Here is a 24,088-nt window from a genome sequence, read left to right as displayed (position 1 = left end):
TGCTGCGGTGCTGTCGGTACGCAGCGGGTCGTCCAACGCCAAGGCCGTGTTGTGGCCTCCAGCATGGTCCTTCGGATCAGCTCGCTCAGGTCTACCAGGTACCCAGGGTTCGGGCGACTAGGTTCCTCTGGATCCGTCGCTTCTCGCCGACATGTCGCCGCCGGTGCGAGCCGGTGGAGCCGGTCGCCTACGCGCCAGTATCGGGCGGTACGGCAGGACCGGGAGTTGCGTGATCCGGCTGTTCGCGGCCCAGAGTCTGCAGGAGGCGTTCATAGGAGTCGGGATTGGCCTCCGCTACACGGCGGGCCTGGTCGAGTTCCTGCAGTAGTTCTGGGGGATAGGCAGTCGGGTCTAGGGTGAATCCCAACGACAGGGCGTGACGTGTCTCCGGAGCCTTCGACGTTACGAAGGCGTGGAGGCATACCGCCCGATACCGGTCGCGCAGATCGGCGAGCGAGTCTCGAAGCGCGATGCTTTCCGGGGTCAGAATCCGCTTCTCCCAGTTGAGGTAGCGCATTCCTGGGCCCGCCGGGTACATAGCCATGGTCGCGCCGATCTTCTCGGCATCGTTGCCGGTTTCGACATAGTCAATCAGTGCTTCCTGCAACGGGCGGTATCCGAGCGCACTGATGAGCGGATCGACGAGTTGTCTAATCCCGCTGCGGCACTGGTCATGGACGGTTGCTCGCAGCACAAGAGGAGCGTGCTCACGCGTCGTCGCAAGATCCTGGGAGGCGGCCTTGCCGACTGCCCAGCGCTTCTTCTCGCAGCGGCTGTACTGGTTCGCTGTCTCGCCGTTGGGCCAGGACGTCAGGGGCGTCGGGTCCAAGTGGAAGATCGCGACTAGTTCATCAAGAAGCGGCTCGAAGTCCGTGCCGCGGTCGGGTGGATCGGGGATATACGAAAAGGTCGCCATTGTTTCCCTCGCTCTACAGCGGGGTCGGGCCGCTCGGTCATCGTCAGCTCGACCCTGTGAGTCCTCGACCGTTGCGGGAGCGCTCTCTGACTCACAGGGCGCCCTGATCGGGCGTCGAGGACACGCTAGGCGAGTGGGGTGTGGTTCGCACAGTGGGTTCAGGCTGATTCCCTTGCCGGACAGTAGTGCTGTCGGCGTATGGGAGGGCAGGGGAACGGCAGTTTCGAACATATGGGACTCGTCGGGCCATTAGGCATGGCTTGGGCTCATCCGAGGAAAGCATCTGCGCGACAGACGTGAGCGATGTCCCATGTTGTGATGACTTGTCTGGGGGTGCTGGTGAAGTCGTCGTCGGCTGGAACGCATCAGGGTCTGGAGGAGGTGCAAGTCCGCTACCGACCTTCGGACCGTGGATTCTTGGAGACCACGTTGGACCGTGTGGTGGCCTCTGATGTCGTGCCTGGGCTTCCGGTCCGCGAGTTCCGCGTCTACAAGGGGCGACGGCATTATTCCGGCTGGTACTGGTCGGCGACGATGGGTCGCCTGCTCGTCTACGAGAGCCGCCTGGAGCTGGCGAGGATCCTCCTCGCGGACTTTGATCACACCGTCGTGGGCATCGCTCCGCAGCCCTTCCAGCTCACAGGGAGGGACGGCAGTCGAACCCAGCGGCACGTCCCCGATGTCCTCTTGGTGCACACGGACGGCGCGGTCACTGTGGTGGACGTGAAGGCTGCGTCCAGGATGGGCGACGAGAAGGTGGTGGCCCAGTTCGCCTGGACGCGTGAGCTCTGTCGTGAGCGCGGCTGGCGGTTTGAGGCGTGGTCGGGGGAGTCCGGCCCGCGCTTGGAGAACATCCGTTTCCTGGCCGGCTACCGACGACCGAAAATGGTGGACCTCGCGCTGATCCCCCGCCTGCTGGAAGCCGCTCACGATCAGTCGACCCTGGGCGGTTTGGAGCAGTCGATGGCGGAGCCGGTCATGGCGGTTCGTCCTGTTGTGCTGCACATGCTCTGGTCGGGTCTGCTGGAAGCCGATCTGAACGCATGGCTCGGGGTAGACACGCGAATCTGGCTCCCGGCTTGGGGGATGGCATGACGGGTGGCGCTCTGGAAGTGCGGCCCGGCGGGCGTCTGTGGTGGGACGGCGATCTGGTTGAAGTAGTCGAGCTGGATGGTCTGCGGATCACGGTCCGTAATGAGCGCACCGGCCGGTTCCAGGCGCTGTCAGTCGTTGAACTTGCCGCTCAGGCCCGATCTCTTGAACCGCCGGAGGCGGCCATCCCGGATGCGGTTGTCCTGGCGGGCCTGGATCCGGAGGGAAGAAGGGCACTGTCGCTGCGAGCCGGACATATCCGGGAGGCGCTGACCGGGTTCCAGGCCGGCCATTCAGCCGGGGCCCGCGCGGGTGAGCCCCGACCCGAATACGCCAATGATCAGTCGTTGAAGGCGCGTTACGCGGCCAAGGCAGCTGAATTGAGGGTGAGTACCCGGACAGTGGAACGGTGGGTGACGGCCTACCGGGAGGGCGGCGAGGCGGCATTGGCCGATGCTCGCAAGCTGCCCGGGAGAAGATCACGGGTGGATCCCCGCTGGGAGGAAGCGGTTCGGCAGGTCTTCGCCGAGATGGTCAATGAATCCACCCCGACATCCTCGGCCGTGCTGGCCAGAGTGGAGCGCATCCTCGCGGTGACTCACGGGTCCGGGAAGGTTCCGGTCCCCTCGCGAGCCGTGGCCTATAGGCGGCTTGCCGAGCTGGCGAAGGGGACCAATGCGCTCTCCGGCAGCGCGAAGGGGCGCCGTTCGATCGCGGACCGGCCGACCGGGGTCTATGGCCGACTTCGGGCGACGCGCCCCGGGGAGTACGTGGTGATGGATACCCAGGACCTGGACATCTTCGCTATGGAGCCGGTGACCTGCCGCTGGGTGGGAGTCCAATTGACCGTGGCCCAAGACCTCTTCTCGCGCTGCATCCTGGGCCTGCGGGTGACCGCGGTGTCGACGAAGGCGGTCGACGTCGCCGCGACGCTCTTCGAGGCGATCGCACCATCAGCTCAATCCCGCTTCTCGAAGGAAGACGATGCCGGATTGTCGCCCTATCACGGAGTTCCAGAGGCTGTGGTGTTCAGCGAGACCAGGCCGCTCGTCGACGTGCTGCCGTGTCCACCCGAGACGCTGATCATCGACCGGGGACGGGCGTTCCTGTCGGCGCATGTGCTGGGCGTCTGCGCCCGTCTCGGTATCTCCCTGCAGCCTGCTCAGCCGCACAAGCCGACTGACAAGCCGACCGTCGAACGCTTCTTTAGGACGCTGCGCGAGGGTCTCATCCAGCACCTGCCCGCCTACAAGGGTCCGCACTTGCACGCTCGGGGCGAGGACATCGAGGGGCAGGCGTTCTACTTCGTCCACGAGATCGAGGCTCTGATCCGAGAGTGGATCACGGGGATCTATCACACGCGCAAGCACGCCGGACTTGTCATCCCACAGTGGCCGCAGGTGGATTTGTCGCCCAAGGAGATGTATCGGATCGGCCTTGCCAAGGCCGGGCGGCTGCGTCTTCTGCCCTACCCGGAGCTGATCTACGACTTCTTCGAGGTAGTGGCCCGCACGATCCAGCACTACGGAGTCGAAGCGGAGGGCATGCGTTACAACGGCGCAGTGCTCGATGCCTACCGAAACTCCCTCAGCCCCCACGGCGGGGGCTTCGGCGGGAAGTGGCAGCTGCGGTTGAACCCGGACGACGTCAGGTTTCTCTACTTCCAGGATCCGGCGGACGACTCCTGGCACCAACTGGAATGGGAGCATGCGCCGATGCTCGAAACCCCGTTCAGCAGGGAAGCTGCCGCCTATACGCGCCGCCTGGCTGCCCAGAAGGGACGTTTCACGGATCCGGAGCAGGAACTGATTCAGTTGCTGGCCCGCTGGGACCAAGGCATGGTCACCGACCGAAGGGAGCGACGGATGGCGGTCAGACTCGCAGCCGAGCGGCCGGCGCTTGCCTCCGGCGCGGGGCCGGCCAGCCGGCCCGTCCTCGTCACCCAGTCGCTGTCCAACGATGGCGACGCGGCGTTGGTCGGCGACGACGACAGCGAGGATGAGTTGCTGGACGCTCCCCGGGACGACTACCTCGACGTTTACGAGGTCCTCGAATGACCCGGTCGCAGTTCAGCCTCTCGCGCAAAGAAGGCTGGCGCTGCTACGTCGATGCCGCCGCGCGCCGACAGCCCGAACGACTCGCCCCTGCCGAGATCACCGCACTGGGCAGTGCAGCCAGAGAGGAGTACAACGAGGCACGCCACGACTGGCACGCCAACTTCGGGATTCTGCAGACACCGCAACTCGCCTCGGCTCACGCGGAGCTGGAGCAGATCGTCGCCAGCAACCGGCAGGACAGCGACCGGGTGCGCGGGGCAGCCGTGATCGACGCCCTGCCCGGACTGGGTAAGAGCACGATCGCCAACACCTACGCGAGGGCGTTCGACCGCAAGCAGATTCTACGGCTGGGCACGGTCACCGATCAGGGGCACGAACGGATCCCGGTCTTCCGCGTCGGACTCACCTCGAATACGACCCTGCGGACCTTGAACCGCATGATCTGCGAGTTCTACGGCCACCCGGCCACCGATCGCGCAAATGCCGCTCAACTGGCCAGCCACGCTCTGGACTGTGTTCTCAATTGCGACACCCGACTGGGGGTGATCGACGACATCCACTTCATCGACCCGCACCGCAAGGACGGGATGGCGGTGAGCAATCACCTGAAGTGGCTGGCCAACGAGTTGCCGGTGACGTTCATCTACGTTGGGGTCGGGCTGCTGGAACGCCGCTTCTTCGCTGATGGGCTGACCGGCAAGAACTCGGCGATGGCCCAGACAGGGCGGCGCTGGACCCGATTGGCGGTCCCTGCGTTCTCGGTCACCGACCCCGAGCGCGCCCGGCAGTGGGGCCGCCTACTGGTCACTACGGAGAGTCGGCTGGTCCTGGCCCGGATGCAGCCCGAGACACTGACCTCGATCGCGGACTACCTGTTCGAGCGCACGACCGGTCACATCGGCTCGCTGATGACCCTTGTCGTCCGTGGCTGCTACGAGGCCATCGTCGCGGGCGACGAACAACTCACCGTTCCCCTGCTGGAGAAGATCAAGATTGACGAGGCGTCCGAGCAGTCCCGCAAGCGCACGGCAGCGGAGCTGGCCACCCGGGATGCGGGCTCTCCTTCAATAGCCAAGACCGCCTGCAGCTTTGAGGGGAGCGAGGCATGACCTCCGCAGGCAGGGCGCTTCCGCTAAGGATCAAGCCATTGGATGGCGAATCCCTCGACAGTTGGCTGGAGGCGTTGGCCAGGCGCAACGACCTGTCCCTTCGTGGCCTGATGGCGATCCTGGGCCTGCCGTCGAACATCTATCACATCCGTCCGCTCATCACGGACCTCCCGTTCCGCACTCTGCGTGACATCGAGAGACGCACTGGTCTGGAGCCGGGAAGGCTCGACGAAGCAGTAGCAGGACCGGGTTTCCCCCTGGGGCCAAGGCACACCGAGAGGTGCCGATTTTACCCGCGTTGCCTGGCTGAGAACGGAGGACGGTGGCTGCTGCGCTGGCGGATCCCATGGGTGTTCGCCTGCACAAACCACCGAATGCTCCTGCAGGACACCTGCCCCACCTGCCAGATGTCGCCCAGGCGAGGCATCCCGGTCCATCGCCGCGGGTTTCCGGCTGGCACTTGCACCGCAAAGATCCCACGGGCGGCGACCTGCGAGTCGGACCTGAGCGCCGTTCGCGCCACCACCTTGCCTGCAGGGCATCAACTGATCGACGCCCAGCGGGGGATCAACGACCTCATCAATGGTGATCGCGAGCAGGCCGTGTCCGTCTTCGCTGACCTGCTCGGCTGCAGCCGGTGGCTCATGCACTGCTTGACCCGGGCCGACCTCCGCATGATGGGCAGCACGATCCGGGAGACATGGAGCGATCAACCCCCACCCGCCGGCCGGACCACCCGGGCGACTCCAATTCCCGCCGCCGTCGCTGGCGTGATCGTCCACTACGGACAGTCTCTCCTGGCGGGTGAGGAGGGAACGGCGATCCAAATGATCCGAGAGCTACGCCATCGCCATGAATCCAGCATGTCGATCAGGCCTCGGGGCATGTCCATCGCGCAGTGGGAGCAGTTATCGGAGGACCTGCGAGGCCGGTTCCTGCAGGCTGCGGATCCCTCGATGAGCGCGATGGACCGCGTTCGGCTTCGCACCCGGACCCCCGAGCCCAGACTGCCGAGGCCGGGGGACCCGAGGCTCGCCGCCCGCGTTCGCCACCTTCCACAACTCCTTTGGCCCGGCTGGACCCTGCGGCTCATGCCCCGCCGAGGCATCCAAGAGGACCTTTTCCGCGGTGTTGCCTCCGCGCTCCTCCTCCTGCCCGGCGAACCGGTGCGAAGCGCTCGCAAGGTCACCGACCGGCTGAGTCCCCACCTGCCCAACTACTTCGCGGTCACGCTCCAGATTCTGGTGCGGAGCGGGCACGAGGATGTGCTGGCTGCCATCTGCCGCTTGGCCTCCCACCTGGACGAGCACGGCAGCCCGATCGACTACCAACGCCGACGCGCGCTCATCCCCCAGTCCCCGATCAGCCCGGAGGACTGGAGACAGCTGTGCTTCGCGACCGACACCCAGCCAGGTGACCAAGGCCGCCGGACTTCAGCAGTCCCCCGGTCGATGCATGCCCAGCGCTACCTCTGGCAGTTGCTCACCGGGTCCGATCTCGAAGACCCCTCTCACCGGCTCACCTGGCGATCCCGAGCTGACCGGACCCGCTATGTCTCCTTCGCACTGTCCTTGCCCCTCGCGCAACGCGCTGCCCTGAACGCCCACGGTTTCCGCCTCCTGCAGGAACTCGGCATTGATGAGCCGGTGAGCTGGGAACCTCCCGATGAATGCGGAGACGGGCTGAACCTTCCTGGTCCACGGCTGACCGACAGCGTCCAGGAAGCCGTCCGGCGCATCGTGATCGAAGAGCGGCGCGCGCCCCGGGAGGCCGCCCGGGAACTGGGCACAACCCTCGCGCACATCCGCTTCGCGTTGGAGCGCCTCGACCGGACGCTGCCCCCGCAGGCGTCCAACACGGTCCTCTCCGCCTGGCAGGCCCGGCAGCGAGCCCGCAACGTGGTCACCGCAGAGTTCCTCCAGGGTGAATACATCGAGGCCGGAAAGAACATGAGGCGGCTTGCCGAGGAGACCGCGATTCCCCGTTCCATCATCATCGAGCGCGCCCGGTCACTGGGCTTGACCGTCTACCGAACCGCGCGACCAGCCACTATCGACGAAGAATGGCTGCGCGATCAGTACGTCGCGCAGCAGCGCTCCAGCCAGAACATAGCCGACGAGCTGGGCCTCGAAGACATGACCGTACTGCGACGGCTGCACAGGCTCGGTATCCCGGTGAGGTCCAAGGGAGTCCACAGCCAACCCGCGCTGATCCGGCGCCTGGATAGGAGCATCCCCCGCGATGTCCGCAAGGCGGTCGAGGGAACTCTGGGCGGCTGGCTTCGGCTGAGACGCTTTCAGATCGCCATGAAGTTCCCGAGCCTGACAACCGCAGCTGACTACCTTGGCGTACATGGGAGCGCATTGGTCACGCAGTGCCAGCGCTTGGAATGCGATCTTGGCGGCAAGCTGTTCAACCGATCAGCTTTCGGAAGGCCCCAGCGGCCCACGGCGCGCGGGCAGGCCCTGCTCCGTGATCTGACGCTCGATCGCGTCCAAGTGCTGATGAACGCAGCGCTTCGCGACGATCAGGTTCCGCCGATGCCTGGAGCCGCTGCTCTCGCCAGCGCGGCGATGCGCTCCACCACCCGAAGCGCGCCAGGCCCCCTGACTCCATTCGACGGGATCTCTGTCGAGCGGATCCGCATCAGTTCCTCCACCCGCGTGCTTCTGCGCGTGCTCCTGGACCATCCGAGCGAAGAGTTCTATGGAGTCCAGATCCGCGCCCAGAGCAGGCTCGGCGAGGGCACGCTATATCCAATCCTCAATCGACTGGAGCGGGCCGGATGGCTGACCAGCCGGCCCGAAGACGATCAATCGTGGCTAGGCCGCGCCACGGTTGGGCGCGGCCCAGGGAGAAGGCGCATCTACTACACCCTCACCACGGAGGGACGACGGGCCGCCGCCTACGAAGTCGAACACCGCAGGGTTGCGCGCCCGAGGAAAGCGACATAACGATGAGAAACCAGGCACGACAATTCGATGAGACACCTCGCGAACACGCAGGTCACGATGCTGGGTTACGACACCAAGCAGGGGATCCTACACGGACCATGAACCCGGACTGGTTGGCGGACACCCGGAACTCCTACGACACCGTCGCCGTCAGCTACGCCGACCAGTTGCGCGAGGCCCTGGACGGCAAGCCCTACCTCCGGGCGGCGCTGGCCCTGTTCGCCGACCTGGTCCAGGGCGCCGGCGGCGGCCCGGTGGCGGACGTCGGCTGCGGACCGGGCCATGTCACCGCCCACCTCGGCCGACTGGGCGTGGACGTGTTCGGGATCGACGTCTCCCCGGGCATGGTCGCGGTGGCCCGGGACGAACACCCCGAACTCCGGTTCGAGGTGGGCTCGATGACGGCGCTGGACCTCGCCGCCGGGTCGCTCGCCGGCGTGCTGGCCTTCTGGTCGCTGATTCACGTCCCCGACGAGGAGATCCCCGCGGTCCTGGACGGCTTCCGGCAGGTGCTGCGCCCCGGCGCACCGCTGCTGATCGGCTTCCACGTGGGCGAGGGGTCGCGGCTGAAGACCGAGGGCTACGGCGGCCACCCGATGCGGGTGCAGGTCCACCGCCGCCGCCCGGCGCAACTGGGCGGCCGGCTCCGGGAGGCGGGCTTCGCGGTCGAGGCCGAACTGCTGATCGACCCGGACGCAGCGGTCCCGGGAGCCGTCCTCTTCGCCCGCCGCGGCTGAGGACGCAGCCGCGGAGCATGGATAGGGTGTGAGTGTGACCGAACTCAAGTTCCGTACTGTGACGGCCTTTCAGCGGAGGATCGTCAACCCGGTCGCGCGCCGGATGCCGGGTCAGGTGCTGCTGGAGACCACCGGGCGGAAGTCCGGGCTGCCCAGACGGACCCCGGTCGGCGGCCGCCGCATCGGCGACGCGTTCTGGCTGGTCTCCGAGTACGGCGACAAGTCCCACTACGTGCGCAACATCCAGGCCGACCCGCAGGTCCGGGTCCGGCTCAAGGGCGTCTGGCACACCGGCACCGCGCACCTGCTCCCGGACGACGACGTCCGCGCCCGGCTCAGGACGCTGCCCCGCTACAACAGCGCCGTGGTCCAGGGCCTGGGCACCCAGCTGTTGACCGTCCGGGTCGACCTCACCTGAGCCCGAGCCCCGCGGCCGAGCCGCCACGACAACGCCGCCCCGGCCCCCGCGATCCGCGGTGCCGAAGCGGCGTCGGTGCAGCGCTGCCGGCCGGTCAGTGCGACTGGCCCGAGTCCGCGAGGCGCTTGATGGAGTTGACGATCTCCTCCTCGGCCTCGACGCGGCCGACCCAGTGGGCGCCCTCGACCGACTTGCCCGGCTCCAGGTCCTTGTAGACCTCGAAGAAGTGCTGGATCTCCAGGCGGTCGAACTCCGACACGTGGTGGATGTCGCGCAGGTGCTCCCAGCGCGGGTCCGAGGCCGGGACGCAGAGCAGCTTGTCGTCGCCGCCCGCCTCGTCGGTCATGTGGAACATGCCGATCGCCCGGCACTTGATCAGGCAGCCGGGGAAGGTGGGCTCCTCCAGGATGACCAGGGCGTCCAGCGGGTCGCCGTCCTCACCGAGGGTGCCCTCGACGAAGCCGTAGTCGGCGGGGTAACGCGTCGAGGTGAAGAGCATCCGGTCCAGGAAGATGCGACCAGTCTCGTGGTCGACCTCGTACTTGTTCCGCGAGCCCTTCGGAATCTCGATCGTGACGTCGAACTCCACAGCTCCTCCATTGCTTCTTATAGATGTGCGCAGTCAGTCGTTCGCAGCCAATAGTGTCTCCTACAGCAAGGGGTGCTCGGGAAAGGGGCAGGTCCGGATGGGTTCTTGGTGGGGGTCTGCGACGCGGGCCGGCCTGGTGCGCGGCTACGCGCTGGCGCCGACGCGCAGGGTCGCGGTGGTGTCCGGGGCGCTGGGCCTCGCGCTGGCGGCCGGAAGCGTCGCCGCCACCGGCCCCTGGGAGGGCGGCAAGCGGGTCGCCGAGCGCGACCGGAGCAGGGTCAGCGAGCTGCTGGACGGAGCGGGGGGCGTGGTGCGGGTCCGCCCCAGGCCGGTGCCCGCGCCGAGCTGGCTGGCGCCGCAGGCCGTGCTGGCCCCGGCCGTCGTCGCCGCAACCGTCGCCGGCACCGGCAGCACGGACGCAGCCGCCCCCACCGCGAAGGGCCTGGCCGCGGCCCTGGGCTCGGCCCTGTCCACCCCGGTCCTGGGCCAGTTCACCGCCTCGGTGGTGGACGCCGCCACCGGCCGCACGCTCTACGCCAAGGGCCAGGACACCGCGCAGGCCCCGGCCTCCACCAACAAGATCGCCACCTCGGTGGCCGCGCTCTCACTGCTCGGCCCCGAGCACCGCTTCACCACCCGGGTGGTCAGCACCGCCCCCGGCCGGATCGTCCTGGTCGGCGGCGGCGACCCCAGCCTCACCGCGGCCGCCACCCACGGCGCCGACCCCCGGGCCAGCCTGGCCACCCTCGCCGACCGCACCGCCGCCGCGCTCAGGGCGACCGGCGTCAGCACGGTCCGGCTGGGGTACGACATCTCGCTGTTCGGCGGCCCCGCGCAGACCCCGGCCGCCAACGTCGGCGACAACATCGCCCTGGTCCAGGCGCTGACCGTGGACGAGGGCCGGACCGACCCCGGCAGCACCGAGAACGCCCCCCGCTACAGCGACCCGGCGGCCAACGCCGCCGCCCAGTTCGCCGCGCTGCTCGTCAAGCGCGGCATCACGGTCCAGCAGGGCACGGCGTCCAGGACCACGGTGTCCGCCGCGGTCAAGGCCGCCGCACCGCTCGCCCAGGTGCAGTCGCAGCCGCTGAGCGAACTGGTCGAGCAGATGCTGACCGAGAGCGACAACGACTACGCCGAGGACCTCGGCCACCAGGCGGCCATCGCCACCGGCCGGCCCGCCACCTTCGCCGGCGGCGCGGCCGCGGTGACGCAGACCCTCACCCGGCTCGGCGTCCCGCTGGGGAGCACCCACCTGGTCGACGCCAGCGGCCTCTCCTCGCAGGACGGCATCCCGGCCGCGGTGCTCACCAGGCTGCTGCTGCTCGCCTCCTCCTCGGCCCACCCGGAGCTGCGCTCCGTGGTCACCGGACTGCCGATCGCCGGCTACACCGGCACCCTCGCCGACCGTTTCGACGGCGACGGCAGCAGCTCCGGACTGGGGCTGGTCCGCGCCAAGACCGGATCGCTGAGCACCGTCAACGCCCTTGCCGGGCTGGTCATGGACCGTGACGGCAGGCTGCTGGCGTTCTCCTTCATGTCCAACGCGAGCGGTGACGTGACCGCCGCCCGCAACGCCCTGGACCGTCTTGCCGGGCGCGTCGCAGTATGCGGCTGCCGCTGACGGGCAGGAGCACGTACGGTTGCTGACATGACGAGCCAGAGCGGCGGTGCGGATATGGCGGACGCGGCAGACGCGACAGGCATGGTCGACTGGAATCTCGCGGTGGCCACCGCGACCCGGTTGGCGCGTCCGGGACCGGAGGTCACCCGGGAGGAGGCGCGCGCCGCGGTGAAGGAGCTCCGGCTGCACGCGGCCGAGGCCGAGCAGCACGTCCGGGCGTTCACCGGGATGCAGGCGCCGGGGGCCTCGGGCACCCCGGTGCTGGTGGTGGACCGTCCCGGCTGGATCAAGGCCAATGTGGCCGGCTTCCGCACCATCATCACCCCGCTCGCGGAGCGGATGCAGGCGCGGCGGGCGTCGCTGCCGGGCGCCGGCGTGCTGGGCAGCGGGGCGCTGGGCGCGGTGGGCGGCAAGGTCACCGGCATCGAGCTGGGGATGCTGCTGGCCTTCCTCTCCTCCAAGGTGCTCGGCCAGTACGAGACCTTCGCCCCCGCGGAGATCCCCTCCGACCTCTCGACCCTGGACGACGAGCACCCGGTGCAGCCCGGCCGGCTGCTGCTGGTCGTCCCCAACATCGTCGCCGTCGAGCGCGAGCTGGACGTGGACCCGCACGACTTCCGGCTCTGGGTCTGCCTGCACGAGGAGACCCACCGCACCCAGTTCACCGCGGTGCCGTGGCTGCGCGACCACATCGAGGGCGAGATCCACGCGTTCCTCGCCGAGACCGACATCGACCCGGCGACCCTGCTGGAGCGGCTGCGTGACGCGGCCGGTTCGCTGCCGGGGTTCGGCGGCGGGTCGGAGCCGGAGGAGGGCGGCAGCGGCGGCACCGGCAGTCTGATGGACATCGTGCAGACGCCGGCCCAGCGGGAGATCCTCGGGCGACTCACCGCGGTGATGTCGCTGCTGGAGGGCCACGCCGACGTGGTGATGGACGGGGTCGGACCGCAGGTGGTGCCGAGCGTCGCGGAGATCCGGGAGAAGTTCCAGAAGCGCCGGGCGAAGGGCACCGGGCGGCTGGACCAGCTGCTGCGGAAGGCGCTCGGGCTAGACGCGAAGATGCGGCAGTACGCGGACGGTGCGGTGTTCGTCCGCGGGGTGGTGGACGCGGTCGGGATGGAGGGGTTCAACCGGGTGTGGACCTCGCCGAACACGCTGCCCACCAAGGAGGAGATCCACGAGCCTGCTGCGTGGGTTGCTCGGGTGCACAAGTAGCCGTCCGCGGTGGTTGCCCTTCGCGCAGTTCCCCGCGCCCCTGATTGGGGCGTGGGGATTCACCCTTCCGGGGGGACCATGGGTGTTGCGGGAACGCGGGTGGGCCTGGGCGCGGAAGACTTCTGCGACCATCGGCCTACGACAGTGCGTTGTCGCCCCGTCACTGTGAGCCATCACAGTGTGGGACGATCCGCCGATCAGCCCTCCGCTCCGGTCCGCTCATAGGAGTGATCAACACATGGGTCCGCACCCCGCAGTGGCCGCGATACGCCTGGCAGTACGCCGGGTCCTCAACGATGTCGCCGCCCAGGTTCCTGACACCTTCTCAGCCGCCATCCCCAACCCCAGCCCCGGCACGGCGTCACGCCCCGTGTTCCGTCCGGTCGGCGACGTCGATCCGCGCCATGCCGAGCTGCGCACCCCCCGCCCCCGCCCCGCGCCGGACGCCCCCCTGGTCCTGGTGGCCTGCAGCGGCGGGGCCGACTCCATGGCGCTGGCCGCCGCCACCGCCTTCGAGGCGGCCAAGCTGGGCCTGCGGGCCGGCGCGGTCACCGTCGACCACGGCCTGCAGGACGGCTCCACCGGCCGCGCCGTCGAGGTGGCCGGGCGGCTGCGCGCGCTCGGGCTCGACCCGGTGGACGCCCTGGGCGTGCGCGTGGGACGGGCCGGAGGGCCGGAGGCGGCCGCCCGGGACGCCCGCTACGCCGCGCTGGACAGTGCCGCCGAGCGGCACGGCGCCAGCGTGGTGCTGCTCGGCCACACCCGCGACGACCAGGCCGAGACCGTGCTGCTGGGCCTGGCCCGCGGCTCCGGGCCGCGCTCGCTCTCCGGCATGGCCGCCGCCACCGGGCGCTACCGCCGGCCCTTCCTGGAACTGGACCGCAGCATCACCCGCCAGGCCTGCGCCGTGCTGGACCTGCCGGTCTGGGACGACCCGCACAACGTCGACCCCGCCTACACCCGCTCCCGGGTCCGCCACGAGGTGCTGCCGGTGCTGGAGAAGCACCTCGGCGGCGGCGTGGTCGAGGCGCTGGCCCGTACCGCGCGGCTGTTCCGCGACGACGCCGACGCCCTGGACGCCTGGGCCGCGCAGGCCGAGGCCGCCGCCATGACCGACGAGGGCCTGGACGCCGCCGCGCTGGCCGCCCTCCCGCCCGCGGTCCGCCGCCGGGTGCTGCGCCGGGGCGCGCTGCGGGCCGGCAGCCCGGCCGGGGACCTGTTCGCCCGCCATGTCGAGGCCATGGACCAGCTGGTCACCGCCTGGCACGGGCAGGGCCCGCTGCACCTGCCCGGCGCCGTGGAACTGCGCCGTCGCTCCGGCCGGCTGGCCTTCCGCCGCATGTAAGCGGTGACGGGTGTGGCAAGGTTGGTGCGGTAGACACCGGATCTCCAGCACTTGAGACTCCAGAGGGTAAGGACGTACCGCGGGTGGACGAGAAGGACATGGGCAGCGACCTTGCGAAGGTGCTCATCAGCAAGGACGAGATCGACGCCAAGCTGGCGGAGCTGGCGGAGACCGTCGACCGCGACTACGCCGGCAAGGACCTGCTGATCGTCGGCGTGCTCAAGGGCGCGGTGATGGTCATGGCCGACCTGGCCAGGGCCCTGCACACCCCGGTCACCATGGACTGGATGGCCGTCTCCTCGTACGGCATGGGCACCAAGTCGTCCGGGGTGGTCCGCATCCTCAAGGACCTGGACACCGACATCAACGGCCGGGACGTGCTCATCGTCGAGGACATCATCGACTCCGGGCTGACCCTGTCCTGGCTGCTGAGCAACCTGCAGTCGCGCGGGCCGGCCTCGCTGGAGGTCTGCACCCTGCTGCGCAAGCCGGACGCGGCCAAGGTCTCCATCGACGTGAAGTACGTCGGCTTCGACATTCCCAACGAGTTCGTCGTGGGATACGGGCTGGACTACGCCGAGAAGTACCGCAACCTGCCCTTCGTCGGCACCCTCGCCCCGCACGTCTACGGAGGCTGACGGTCCGCTGGGAACAGGGGAGGGTTTCCCTCCGTTGGACCCGGGGAAGGGCCGTTTGACACCGGTGCGCAGTCGCTTCATGGGCTTTCATGGAGAATGGCTGCGGTACCGTCCAATAATCCACTGTCTCCGTTGACGGTGGATGACCAACCGGTCGAGGTCATACATAGGACGCGTCCCACGGCTGAGCCTGGGACGCCGCACAGTGGCAGGAGGGACGGGGCGGCTCATATTGTCGCCCCGCATGGATGGACGTGAAGCGATACTTCCGTGCGCCGGTGATGTGGATCGTGCTGGCCGTCCTCGCCGTCGTCGTGCTGATGCAGGTGGTGTCCTCCTCGGCCGGTTACAAGACCGAGGACACCAGCACCGTCGTCGCCGCGATCAACGACGGCAAGGCCCAGTCGGTCCAGATGACCACCGGCGACAGTCAGATGATCAAGGTTCAGCTGAAGAGCGGCCAGCAGATCGACGGCACCAGCCAGATCCAGGCCCCCTACACCTCGGACCAGTACGCGGCCACGCTGCAGACCAACATGCAGCAGGCCGTCACCGACAACAAGCTGGGCAGCTACACGGTCAAGGTCGACAAGCAGAACGCCTTCGTCGGGCTGCTGCTGTCGTTCCTCCCGTTCGTGCTGATCATCCTGGTGTTCCTGTTCCTGATGAACCAGATGCAGGGCGGCGGCTCGCGCGTCATGCAGTTCGGCAAGTCCAAGGCCAAGCTGATCACCAAGGACACGCCCAAGACGACCTTCGCGGACGTCGCGGGCGCCGACGAGGCGGTCGAGGAGCTCCACGAGATCAAGGAGTTCCTGCAGGAGCCGGCCAAGTTCCAGGCGGTCGGTGCCAAGATCCCCAAGGGTGTGCTGCTCTACGGCCCGCCCGGAACCGGTAAGACCCTGCTGGCCCGCGCGGTCGCGGGTGAGGCCGGGGTGCCGTTCTACTCGATCTCCGGCTCCGACTTCGTCGAGATGTTCGTGGGTGTCGGCGCCAGCCGGGTCCGCGACCTCTTCGAGCAGGCCAAGGCCAACGCCCCGGCGATCGTCTTCGTCGACGAGATCGACGCGGTCGGCCGCCACCGCGGCGCCGGCCTCGGCGGCGGGCACGACGAGCGCGAGCAGACCCTCAACCAGCTGCTGGTCGAGATGGACGGCTTCGACGTCAAGGGCGGCGTGATCCTGATCGCGGCGACCAACCGCCCCGACATCCTGGACCCGGCGCTGCTGCGTCCGGGCCGCTTCGACCGCCAGATCGCGGTGGACCGTCCCGACCTCACCGGCCGGCACGACATCCTCAAGGTGCACCAGAAGGGCAAGCCGGTCGCCCCGGACGTCGACCTCATGGTCGTCGCCCGCCGCACCCCCGGCTTCACCGGTGCCGACCTGGCCAACGTCCTGAACGAGGCAGCCCTGCTGACCGCGCGCAGCGACAAGAAGCTGATCGACAACGGCACCCTGGACGAGGCGATCGACCGGGTGGTGGCGGGTCCGCAGAAGCGCACCCGGATCATGTCGGAGAAGGAGAAGAAGATCACCGCGTACCACGAGGGCGGACACGCCCTGGTCGCGGCGGCCTCTCCGAACAGCGACCCGGTGCACAAGGTCACCATCCTGTCCCGCGGCCGGGCCCTGGGCTACACCATGGTGCTCCCGGACGAGGACAAGTACTCGACCACCCGCAACGAGATGCTCGACCAGCTCGCCTACATGATGGGCGGTCGCGCGGCGGAGGAGCTGGTCTTCCACGACCCGACCACCGGCGCGTCCAACGACATCGAGAAGGCGACCACCACGGCGCGGGCCATGGTCACCCAGTACGGGATGACCGAGCGCCTGGGCGCGATCAAGTTCGGGACCGACGGCTCCGAGCCCTTCCTGGGCCGTGAGATGGGTCACCAGCGCGACTACTCGGAAGAGGTCGCCGGGCTGGTGGACGAGGAGGTCAAGAAGCTGATCGAGAACGCCCACAACGAGGCGTGGGAGATCCTGGTCGAGAACCGCGACGTGCTGGACAACCTGGTGCTGGAGCTCCTGGAGAAGGAGACCCTGAACAAGGAGCAGATCGCCGAGATCTTCCGTCCGATCGTCAAGCGCCCGGCCCGCCCGGCCTGGACCGGTTCCGCGCGGCGGACCCCGTCCACCCGTCCGCCGGTCCAGTCCCCCCGGGAGCTGGCCCTCACCAACGGCGTGGCCCAGCTCGACGGCCCGGCGCCGGTGGACATCCTGAAGCTCCCGCAGGAGCCGACGGAGAGCTGATATCCGCTGCTTCGGCACGGAATAGCACGGAATGTGTGCCGCTGCCCCAAGGTTCTAGCCTTGGGGCAGCGGCATTCCTACTGGAGGGAAACGATCCATGACCGACCCGGTGACCATCGAGGGTGCGACCGGCGCCGTCCGTGAGTTCGACCAGAAGCGGGCCGAGGACGCCGTCAGGGAACTGCTCATCGCGGTCGGGGAGAACCCGGACCGCGAGGGGCTGCGGGACACCCCCGGCCGGGTGGCCCGCGCCTACCAGGAGATATTCGCAGGCCTCTGGCAGGAGCCGGAGGACGTCCTGACCACCACCTTCGACCTGGGCCACGACGAGATGGTGCTGGTCAAGGACATCGAGGTGACGAGCGTCTGCGAGCACCACCTGGTCCCCTTCCGTGGCGTGGCCCACGTCGGCTACATCCCCTCGCACAGTGGGAAGATCACCGGGCTGTCCAAGCTGGCCCGGCTGGTGGACGTCTACGCCCGCCGCCCCCAGGTGCAGGAGCGGCTGACCACCCAGGTCGCCGACTCGCTGATGCGGATCCTGGAGCCGCGCGGGGTCATCGTGGTCATCGAGTGCGAGCACATGTGCATGTCGATGCGCGGCATCCGCAAGCCGGGCGCCAAGACCATCACCTCGGCGGTGCGCGGCCAGCTGCGCGACGCGGCCACCCGGGCCGAGGCGATGAGTCTGATCATCGCCCGCTAGCCGGGGACGGCGGTGAGGCTCGGGACTGTGATCGGGCTGCTGGGGACCGTTGACGGCGTGGCCGCCGGGGCCGGGGCCGGCGCCGCGGTGGGCGGGTTGAGCTGCTGGCCCAGCCAGGCCAGGGCGGGTTCCAGCTCCAGGCTCCAGGTGGTGTAGTTGTGGCCGCCGCTGGACAGCACCAGCGGTGTGATCTGCAGCGGCGCCCTCGCGGCACGGACGAACAGCTGGGTGCCCTTGTAGTCGTGCTCGCCGTGGGCGGTGGTGGCGACCAGCACCCGGACGTCGGGGACCGGCAGGTGCTGCAGCCGCCAGACCAGGTTGTAGTTGTTCAGCAGGGCGTCCCTGGCCGGGCCCGGGGGGCCGAAGAGGACGCCGGTGGTCGAGGTCTCGTACTCCCAGTACTCGCCGCCGAGCGAGGCGGCCACGCCGAAGGTGCCGGGGTGCCGCAGGGTGTTCTCCAGCGCGCAGGTGGCGCCCTCGGAGACGCCGGTCAGCCCCCAGCCGCGCGGGTCGCGCTCGACCCGGTAGGCGGAGCGGAGCGCGGCCGGCACGTCCTGGGTCAGGTAGGTCTCGGCCTGGGGGCCGCCGGGGGCGTTGATGCAGTCGGTGTCCCTGGGCGGGGCCACCGTCTGCGAGACGATCACCAGGATGGTGGGCTGCATCTGCCCGTCCTGCATCATCCCGGCCGCGATCTGCGGCATCCGCAGCCGGTCCACCATGGTCTGGATGCTGCCCGGGTAGCCCACGTACGAGGTCAGCACCGGGAAGTCGACGTGCCGGTAGGCGGGCTGGAAGTACTGCGGCGGCAGGTAGACGTAGGCCTGCTGGCGGTAGCCGGTGCGCTCGCCGACCAGGGTCACCGCGTTGAAGCGGCCGTTGCGCTGGGGCGGCCCGGACGGCAGCTCGTCGGACCGCTGCAGCGGTCCGAGCCGGGACGGCAGCACCAGCCTGCTGCCGAGGTCGGAGACCTGTTCCTCGCTGCCCCCGGCGCCGCCCTGGACCCGGCCCAGGGTGACCGTCTGGTTGCCGCCGCCCACCAGGTCGGTCCAAGTCGGGTAGAAGTCGCCGTAGGAGTTCAGCAGCAGCGCGGCCAGCAGCACCAACGACAGCTGGGAGGCCCCGATCAGCGCCAGCCGCCCGAGGATCCGGCGCAGCCCGCGGCGGGCCAGTCGCGGCCAGAGCCACAGGGTGGCGCAGACGCTGAGGAAGGTCAGCAGCCCTGCGCCGTACTCCAGCGTGCTGCTGGTCAGATCCATCGCCTGTGCTCCCGCTCCCTGCCCGTGTGTCGGTCCATCCTGCTGCCTGGACCGGGCACGGACCGAGCCGGAAGGCCCAGTGGCCCCCGATCGAGTGACATGGCGTCAGCGGAAAGGGCGGCGGCCGGGGGCCGGAACGGTCGGGGCGAGGGGGCGGGGGCGGAGGGTCAGGAGGGCAGGCTGCCCGCCGGCAGGCCCGGGGTGGCCGGGCCGCCGATCCTGGCGGAGAGCCAGCGCAGGGCGGGCGGCGTCTCCTTGTTCCAGGTGCCGAAGTTGTGGCCGCCCTCGGGCAGGAACAGGGTGGACACCTCCAGCGGGGCCTTGGCCGCCGCGGCGAAGGCCACCGTCGCCTTGTAGTCGCCCTCGCCCTTCAGGCTGCTGGCGACCAGCAGCGAGACCTTGGGCATCGGCAGGTTCTTCAGCCGCCACATCAGGTCGTTCTCGTTGCGGAGCTGCTGGCTGCCGCCGAACAGGTCACCGGTGGTGCTGTCCACGGCGGAGGCGTAGTACCCGGAGAGCGAGGCCGCGGCGCTGAAGGCCTCGGGGTGACGCATGGTCAGCTTGAGGGCGCAGTAGCCGCCGGTGGAGTCGCCGATGACGCCCCAGTGCGCACCGCCGGTCTCGGCGCGGTACTCGTGGGTGACGGCGTTCTGGACGTCCCTGGTGAAGAAGGTCTCCGCCTGCGGGCCGCCCGGGACGTCCTGGCACTCGGTGTCCCTGGGCAGGTTCACGGCCGGCCGCATCATCACCAGGATGGTCGGCTGCATCTGCTTCTGCTGGATCGCCTGGGCGGCGACCGTGGGGTACTGCATCCGGGTGACCAGGTTCTTCGGCGTGCCGGGGTAGCCGGTGAACACCAGGATCACCGGGAACCTGGTGTGCGCGTACGCAGCCTGGCCGTACTGCGGCGGGAGGTAGACGTAGGCGTCCTCGGAGAAGCCGGTGCTGCCGCCCTTGAGGGTGACCTGCTGCAGGATGCCGCCGGTGGCGTCCTTGCCGGCGTCGGGGAGCTTCAGCGGCACCGGCTTGCTGTCCAGCACCTGGATCGAGTTCCCCTGGCTGTCCTGGGTGGCCGAGCTGGGGTGCACCCCGCTGTTGATGGTCACCGGCGTGCCGTTGCCGGCGTCGGTGCCCAGCAGGTCGTTCCAGGAGCTGTAGAAGGCTCCCCAGTTGTTGGCGGCCAGGCCGATCGCGGCAAGTGTGAATATCTGGCTCGCGGCCAGCAGACCCACCCGCCCGAGCAGTGCGCGCCAATTGCGCCGACCCAGACGGGGCCAGATCCAGACCGTCGCCACAAAACAGCCCACCGCAATCAGCGCGACGAGTATCTGCAGTTTCTGGCTGGTGAGTCCCATGTTCCACATCCTGTTGCCTGGCCTGGATCCGTGCTCTGCCGGTACCTGCTCCCCCTGACGGAGTGCGGGCTGCGGAGGTCCAGACGCTCCAGCATGCCTGGGAAGTTGCTGTGTACTGCCGGAAAGTTACCTGTAGAGCGGAAACTCATGCCTGGGACGGATGCTCTCCTACTCGGGTCTGACCGAAGTCCTTACCTGAGCCTCTACTCTGGTCCACCATGAGCGATCCCCAGGCCGCCACCCCGGCCGAGCAGCAGGCCGCGGACGGCCGTTCCCGCAAGGGCATCCAGTTGCCCAAGGTGTCCCGTCCGTGGGTTCCGGGGGTCGTCGGATACGCGACGGCGCTGGTCGGACTGGGCGACATCGTCGGCGCGGTGGCACCGCACTTCAAGGGATCCAGGGTCCACGAGCTGGCCAGCTTCCTCCCAGGAACGGTGACCACGGTGGCCACCGCCGCCTCGCTGGTGGTCGGCATCCTGCTGATCATGCTGGCGCACGCGCTGCGCCGCAGGAAGCAGCGGGCCTGGAAGGCCGTGGCGGTGCTGCTGCCGATCGGTGCCCTGCTGGAGGCGCTGCGCTGGCACCACACCGGAACCGCGGCGGTGACGGTGGTGGTGTTCGTCGTCGTACTGGTGAACAGGCGCGAGTTCTACGCGCTGTCGGATCCGCGCAGCCGTTGGCGCGCCCTGGGCAATTTCATCGCGATGTACCTGGTGAGTTTCGGACTCGGCCTGGTGATCGTCAGTTCGCACGCCAAGACCACGCTCGGAGTACCCACTTTCGGCGACCGTTTCTGGCAGGTGGTCTGGGGCCTGATCGGAATCGGCGGCCCGATCCATTACACCGCGGACCGCACCAATGACGTGGTCTACTACTCGCTCGCCGGGCTGGGCCTGCTGACCGCGGTCTCCACGGTGTGGCTGGCGACCAAGCCGTCCAAGCCGGTCGCCGAGCTCAGCACCCAGGAGGAGCAGCAGGTCCGCGAGCTGTTGGCGAAGCACGGGGCCCGGGACTCGCTGGGCTACTTCGCACTGCGCCGGGACAAGAGCGTGGTCTTCTCGCCCAGCGGCAAGGCCGCGATCGCCTACCGGGTGGTGTCCGGGGTGATGCTGGCCTCCGGCGACCCGATCGGCGACGTCGAGGCCTGGCCCGGCGCGATCAAGCTGTTCATGGAGGAGGCGCACCGGCACGCCTGGGTGCCGGCGGTGATGGGCTGCAGCGAGACCGGCGGCGAGGTGTGGACCCGCGAGGCCGGTCTGGACGCACTGGAGATCGGTGACGAGGCCATCGTCGAGGTCGCCGACTTCACCCTGGAGGGCCGGGCCATGCGCAACGTCCGGCAGATGGTGAAGCGGATCGAGCGGTCCGGCTACGTCTGCAAGGTGCGCCGGGTCGACGAGCTCAGCGAGCTGGAGCTGGAGCAGATCCGCTACGCCGCGGACGCCTGGCGGGGCACCGAGACCGAGCGCGGCTTCTCGATGGCGCTGGGCCGCTTCGGCGACCCGGCGGACACCGGCTGTGTGGTGGTCACCGCGCACAAGCTCCCCGAGGGGGCGGCCGAGGGTGCCTCGGACATCCGCGCGGTGCTGCACTTCGTGCCCTGGGGCCGGGAGGGGATCTCGCTGGAGTTGATGCGCCGTGACCGGGACGCCGACCCCGGGCTGAACGAGCTGCTGATCGTCAAGGCGCTGCAGGCCTCGGGCGAGCTGGGGATCAGCCGGGTGTCGCTGAACTTCGCGATGTTCCGCTCGGCGCTGGCGCGGGGCGAGCGGATCGGCGCCGGGCCGGTGCTGCGGGCGTGGCGCGGGCTGCTGGTGTTCCTGTCGCGGTGGTTCCAGATCGAGTCGCTGTACAAGTTCAACGCCAAGTTCCGCCCGATCTGGGAGCCGCGCTTCCTGGTCTACCCGACCGCGCGGGACCTGCCCAGGATCGGCCTCTCGGCGCTGCAGGCGGAGGCGTTCATCGTGATGGAGCTGCCCAAGTTCCTGCGGCGCAGGCCCAAGCCGGTTCTTCCGTCGCAGCAGGCCAGGGGTGAGCTCAGGGGGACTCCGGCGCGGACGTAGGTCTTTCGGGTGCAGGCCCGGGGTGGCTGGTCGCGCAGTTCCCCGCGCCCCTAGCTGGTGCAACCGGGCCAGTTGCACATGCTCAGGGGCGCGGGGAACTGCGCGACCGACCAGGCAGGCGCCGCACCCGAAGGACCCTGCACCACAATGGCGGCATGAGCAGCACGTACAAGTCCCCGCTCCCCGGCCTCCCCGAGTGGCACCGCAGCGGGGTGATGGGCATCGTCAACGTCACCCCCGACTCCTTCTCGGACGGCGGCCTCTGGCTCGACCCGGACCGGGCCGTAGCGCACGGGCTCGACCTGGTGCGCCAGGGTGCGGACCTGGTGGACGTGGGCGGCGAGTCAACCCGCCCGGGCGCGGTGCGGGTCACCCGTGAGGAGGAACTCCGCCGGGTGCTGCCGGTGGTCCGGGGGCTGGTCGAGGGCGGGGCCCTGGTCAGCGTGGACACCATGCGGGCCGCCGTCGCCGAGGCCGCCGTCGACGCGGGGGCGCGGATCATCAACGACGTCAGCGGCGGCCGGGCCGACCCGGACATGGTCGGCGTCGCCGCCCGGACCGGCGTCCCCTTCGTGGTGATGCACTGGCGCGGGCAGTCCGCGGCCATGGATGGGCTGGCCTCCTACGGGGATGTAGTGGGCGAGGTCATCGAGGAAGTGGAGCGCCAGATGGACGCTGTGGTGTCGGGCGGGGTCGACCCCGCCCAGGTGATCGTCGATCCCGGGCTGGGCTTCGCCAAGACCAGGGAGGACGACTGGGCCCTGCTGGCCCGGCTGGACGCCTGGTCGGGGCTGGGCCGGCCGGTGCTGGTCGCGGCCTCGCGCAAGCGGTTCCTGGGCACCCTGCTGGCCGATCCGGTGACCGGCGACCCGCGCCCGGCCCGGGCCCGCGACGCCGCCACGGCCGCGGTCTCCGCGCTGGCGGCGGCCCAGGGCGCCTGGGCGGTACGGGTGCACGAGGTGCCGGCGACGGCCGACGCGGTGCGGGTCGAGGCCGCGCTCCGCGCGGCCAGGGACGGCGGCAAGTGACCGGGCCGGAGGAGACCCGGCCGGAGGGCGACGAGCAGGCGGTGGAGGCCGCCAACGCGGCCCTCTACGCCGCGCTGGAGGCCGGCGACCTGGACCGGCTCACCGACGTCTGGGTGTCCGGCGCGGACGCCGACGACGTCCGCGGCGCGGTCTGCGTGCACCCCGGCTGGCCGGTGCTGCGCGGACGGGCCTCGGTGCTGCGCTCCTACGCGCTGATCATGGCGCACACCGAGTACATCCAGTTCTTCCTCACCGACGTGGAGGTGGAGGTCCTCGGCGATGTGGCACTTGTCACCTGCACCGAGAACATCCTCTCCGGCGGCGAGGCCGAGGCCGAGGGCGAGCTGGGGCCACTGGTCGGCGGCCGGGTGGTGGCCAGCAACCTGTTCCGGCGCACCGCGGAGGGCTGGCGGCTCTGGTCGCACCACGGTTCACCCGTGCTGACCAGCGGTGCTGACGAGGAGTAGGACGCGCGGACCGGTTCGGAACCGGTCCCGTTCCGGGGAATGCGACCGCGCACCGCGGATGTTCACCCGACTGCCGAAGGGGTGGCGGCGGGCACGGCCGGACGGCCCTGCAGCCCGCTTTCACTGTCAGTCCCCGGAGGTAGTTTGACTGAGACAGTTTTCGACTGGGCAGGCAGTGCCGCCTGCAACGTTCCCGCCTGCCCGGCCCCGGCCGGCAGCCGGACGGGGGCGCTCGATCAGTGGGAGTGATTCCTTTGTCCG

At 69.4% G+C, this 24,088-nt stretch carries 19 protein-coding genes; 15 read left to right on the top strand and 4 right to left on the bottom strand.

Going from position 1 to position 24,088, the window contains the following annotated elements; all coding sequences use genetic code 11:
* Positions 1-187: 187 nt before the first annotated feature.
* Positions 188-916 (bottom strand): hypothetical protein, encoded by a 729-nt coding sequence (locus ABUW04_RS31625; protein WP_380567915.1) that lies wholly within the window; start codon positions 914-916, stop codon positions 188-190.
* A 417-nt stretch (positions 917-1,333) separates the two neighbouring features.
* On the opposite strand from ABUW04_RS31625, the gene ABUW04_RS31620 reads away from it, so the two are divergent.
* The 6 genes from ABUW04_RS31620 (at position 1,334) to ABUW04_RS31595 (ending at position 9,283) form a co-directional block, all read left to right on the top strand.
* Positions 1,334-2,011, top strand: coding sequence for a TnsA-like heteromeric transposase endonuclease subunit (locus tag ABUW04_RS31620; protein WP_380567914.1), 678 nt, complete (start codon positions 1,334-1,336; stop codon positions 2,009-2,011).
* Complete coding sequence (locus ABUW04_RS31615; RefSeq protein ID WP_380567913.1) at positions 2,008-4,065, top strand: helix-turn-helix domain-containing protein; 2,058 nt, start codon at positions 2,008-2,010, stop codon at positions 4,063-4,065. The genes ABUW04_RS31620 and ABUW04_RS31615 overlap by 4 nt, the downstream gene beginning before the upstream one ends.
* Positions 4,062-5,174 (top strand): ATP-binding protein, encoded by a 1,113-nt coding sequence (locus tag ABUW04_RS31610; protein ID WP_380567912.1) that lies wholly within the window; start codon positions 4,062-4,064, stop codon positions 5,172-5,174. The genes ABUW04_RS31615 and ABUW04_RS31610 overlap by 4 nt, the downstream gene beginning before the upstream one ends.
* Positions 5,171-8,128, top strand: coding sequence for a TniQ family protein (locus ABUW04_RS31605; protein WP_380567911.1), 2,958 nt, complete (start codon positions 5,171-5,173; stop codon positions 8,126-8,128). Before ABUW04_RS31610 ends, ABUW04_RS31605 begins: the two co-directional genes overlap by 4 nt.
* 98 nt (positions 8,129-8,226) lie before the next feature.
* A complete protein-coding gene (locus ABUW04_RS31600) occupies positions 8,227-8,865 on the top strand; it encodes a class I SAM-dependent DNA methyltransferase (protein WP_380567910.1) in 639 nt (212 codons plus the stop codon).
* 28 nt (positions 8,866-8,893) lie between these two features.
* The gene (locus ABUW04_RS31595) at positions 8,894-9,283 is read left to right on the top strand and encodes a nitroreductase/quinone reductase family protein (protein WP_030254015.1); all 390 of its coding nucleotides are present in this window, start codon (positions 8,894-8,896) and stop codon (positions 9,281-9,283) included.
* Positions 9,284-9,377: 94 nt separating this feature from the next.
* Here ABUW04_RS31595 and ABUW04_RS31590 read toward each other — a convergent pair whose 3' ends face one another.
* The gene (locus tag ABUW04_RS31590; protein WP_030254020.1) at positions 9,378-9,872 is read right to left on the bottom strand and encodes an inorganic diphosphatase; all 495 of its coding nucleotides are present in this window, start codon (positions 9,870-9,872) and stop codon (positions 9,378-9,380) included.
* 97 nt (positions 9,873-9,969) lie between these two features.
* Between ABUW04_RS31590 and dacB the strand changes: the two genes are divergently transcribed.
* The 6 genes from dacB (at position 9,970) to folE (ending at position 17,658) form a co-directional block, all read left to right on the top strand.
* A complete protein-coding gene (gene dacB / locus ABUW04_RS31585) occupies positions 9,970-11,496 on the top strand; it encodes a D-alanyl-D-alanine carboxypeptidase/D-alanyl-D-alanine endopeptidase (RefSeq protein ID WP_380567909.1) in 1,527 nt (508 codons plus the stop codon).
* A gap of 27 nt (positions 11,497-11,523) precedes the next feature.
* Positions 11,524-12,711 (top strand): zinc-dependent metalloprotease, encoded by a 1,188-nt coding sequence (locus tag ABUW04_RS31580; protein WP_380567908.1) that lies wholly within the window; start codon positions 11,524-11,526, stop codon positions 12,709-12,711.
* Between the two features lie 238 nt (positions 12,712-12,949).
* Complete coding sequence (gene tilS, locus ABUW04_RS31575; RefSeq protein WP_030254025.1) at positions 12,950-14,056, top strand: tRNA lysidine(34) synthetase TilS; 1,107 nt, start codon at positions 12,950-12,952, stop codon at positions 14,054-14,056.
* An 83-nt stretch (positions 14,057-14,139) separates the two neighbouring features.
* The gene (gene hpt / locus ABUW04_RS31570; protein WP_030254026.1) at positions 14,140-14,694 is read left to right on the top strand and encodes a hypoxanthine phosphoribosyltransferase; all 555 of its coding nucleotides are present in this window, start codon (positions 14,140-14,142) and stop codon (positions 14,692-14,694) included.
* A gap of 248 nt (positions 14,695-14,942) precedes the next feature.
* Positions 14,943-16,952, top strand: coding sequence for an ATP-dependent zinc metalloprotease FtsH (ftsH, locus tag ABUW04_RS31565; protein WP_030254028.1), 2,010 nt, complete (start codon positions 14,943-14,945; stop codon positions 16,950-16,952).
* A gap of 97 nt (positions 16,953-17,049) precedes the next feature.
* Entirely contained in the window at positions 17,050-17,658 is a 609-nt protein-coding gene (gene folE, locus ABUW04_RS31560) for a GTP cyclohydrolase I FolE (RefSeq protein WP_380567907.1), read from the top strand.
* Here the strand turns inward: folE and ABUW04_RS31555 are convergent.
* Positions 17,655-18,914, bottom strand: a complete 1,260-nt coding sequence (locus ABUW04_RS31555; RefSeq protein ID WP_380567906.1) for an alpha/beta hydrolase — start codon at positions 18,912-18,914, stop codon at positions 17,655-17,657. The genes folE and ABUW04_RS31555 overlap by 4 nt on opposite strands.
* Positions 18,915-19,081: 167 nt before the next feature.
* On the bottom strand, positions 19,082-20,269 hold the full coding sequence (locus ABUW04_RS31550) for an alpha/beta hydrolase (RefSeq protein ID WP_030254039.1): 1,188 nt from the start codon (positions 20,267-20,269) through the stop codon (positions 19,082-19,084).
* A 218-nt stretch (positions 20,270-20,487) separates the two neighbouring features.
* On the opposite strand from ABUW04_RS31550, the gene ABUW04_RS31545 reads away from it, so the two are divergent.
* From ABUW04_RS31545 to ABUW04_RS31535, 3 genes are all read left to right on the top strand, one after another.
* Positions 20,488-22,332 carry a phosphatidylglycerol lysyltransferase domain-containing protein gene (locus ABUW04_RS31545; protein WP_380567905.1) on the top strand — a complete coding sequence of 615 codons (1,845 nt, stop codon included), beginning with the start codon at positions 20,488-20,490 and terminating at the stop codon, positions 22,330-22,332.
* Positions 22,333-22,487: 155 nt separating this feature from the next.
* Positions 22,488-23,360: a dihydropteroate synthase gene (gene folP, locus ABUW04_RS31540; RefSeq protein WP_380567904.1), complete on the top strand. Its 873-nt coding sequence runs from the start codon at positions 22,488-22,490 to the stop codon at positions 23,358-23,360.
* Positions 23,357-23,827, top strand: coding sequence for a nuclear transport factor 2 family protein (locus tag ABUW04_RS31535; RefSeq protein ID WP_030254045.1), 471 nt, complete (start codon positions 23,357-23,359; stop codon positions 23,825-23,827). Before folP ends, ABUW04_RS31535 begins: the two co-directional genes overlap by 4 nt.
* The last annotated feature ends 261 nt before the right edge of the window (positions 23,828-24,088 follow it).

Origin of the sequence: Streptacidiphilus jeojiensis, from assembly GCF_042510965.1 — a bacterium.
Taxonomy (GTDB): domain Bacteria; phylum Actinomycetota; class Actinomycetes; order Streptomycetales; family Streptomycetaceae; genus Streptacidiphilus; species Streptacidiphilus jeojiensis.
Note: the sequence above shows the minus strand (reverse complement) of the source record. Positions and strands in the feature narration are given on the sequence as shown.

Bases quoted from the DNA above. Each gene is read 5' to 3' on its own strand.
- ftsH (WP_030254028.1), top strand. From the start codon at position 14,943: ATGGACGTGAAGCGATACTTCCGTGCGCCGGTGATGTGGATCGTGCTG.
- ABUW04_RS31580 (WP_380567908.1), top strand. From the start codon at position 11,524: ATGACGAGCCAGAGCGGCGGTGCGGATATGGCGGACGCGGCAGACGCG.
- folE (WP_380567907.1), top strand. From the start codon at position 17,050: ATGACCGACCCGGTGACCATCGAGGGTGCGACCGGCGCCGTCCGTGAG.
- ABUW04_RS31545 (WP_380567905.1), top strand. From the start codon at position 20,488: ATGAGCGATCCCCAGGCCGCCACCCCGGCCGAGCAGCAGGCCGCGGAC.
- ABUW04_RS31610 (WP_380567912.1), top strand. From the start codon at position 4,062: ATGACCCGGTCGCAGTTCAGCCTCTCGCGCAAAGAAGGCTGGCGCTGC.
- ABUW04_RS31615 (WP_380567913.1), top strand. From the start codon at position 2,008: ATGACGGGTGGCGCTCTGGAAGTGCGGCCCGGCGGGCGTCTGTGGTGG.
- tilS (WP_030254025.1), top strand. From the start codon at position 12,950: ATGGGTCCGCACCCCGCAGTGGCCGCGATACGCCTGGCAGTACGCCGG.
- ABUW04_RS31605 (WP_380567911.1), top strand. From the start codon at position 5,171: ATGACCTCCGCAGGCAGGGCGCTTCCGCTAAGGATCAAGCCATTGGAT.
- ABUW04_RS31550 (WP_030254039.1), bottom strand. From the start codon at position 20,269: ATGGGACTCACCAGCCAGAAACTGCAGATACTCGTCGCGCTGATTGCG.
- ABUW04_RS31600 (WP_380567910.1), top strand. From the start codon at position 8,227: ATGAACCCGGACTGGTTGGCGGACACCCGGAACTCCTACGACACCGTC.
- ABUW04_RS31625 (WP_380567915.1), bottom strand. From the start codon at position 916: ATGGCGACCTTTTCGTATATCCCCGATCCACCCGACCGCGGCACGGAC.
- folP (WP_380567904.1), top strand. From the start codon at position 22,488: ATGAGCAGCACGTACAAGTCCCCGCTCCCCGGCCTCCCCGAGTGGCAC.
- ABUW04_RS31555 (WP_380567906.1), bottom strand. From the start codon at position 18,914: ATGGATCTGACCAGCAGCACGCTGGAGTACGGCGCAGGGCTGCTGACC.
- dacB (WP_380567909.1), top strand. From the start codon at position 9,970: ATGGGTTCTTGGTGGGGGTCTGCGACGCGGGCCGGCCTGGTGCGCGGC.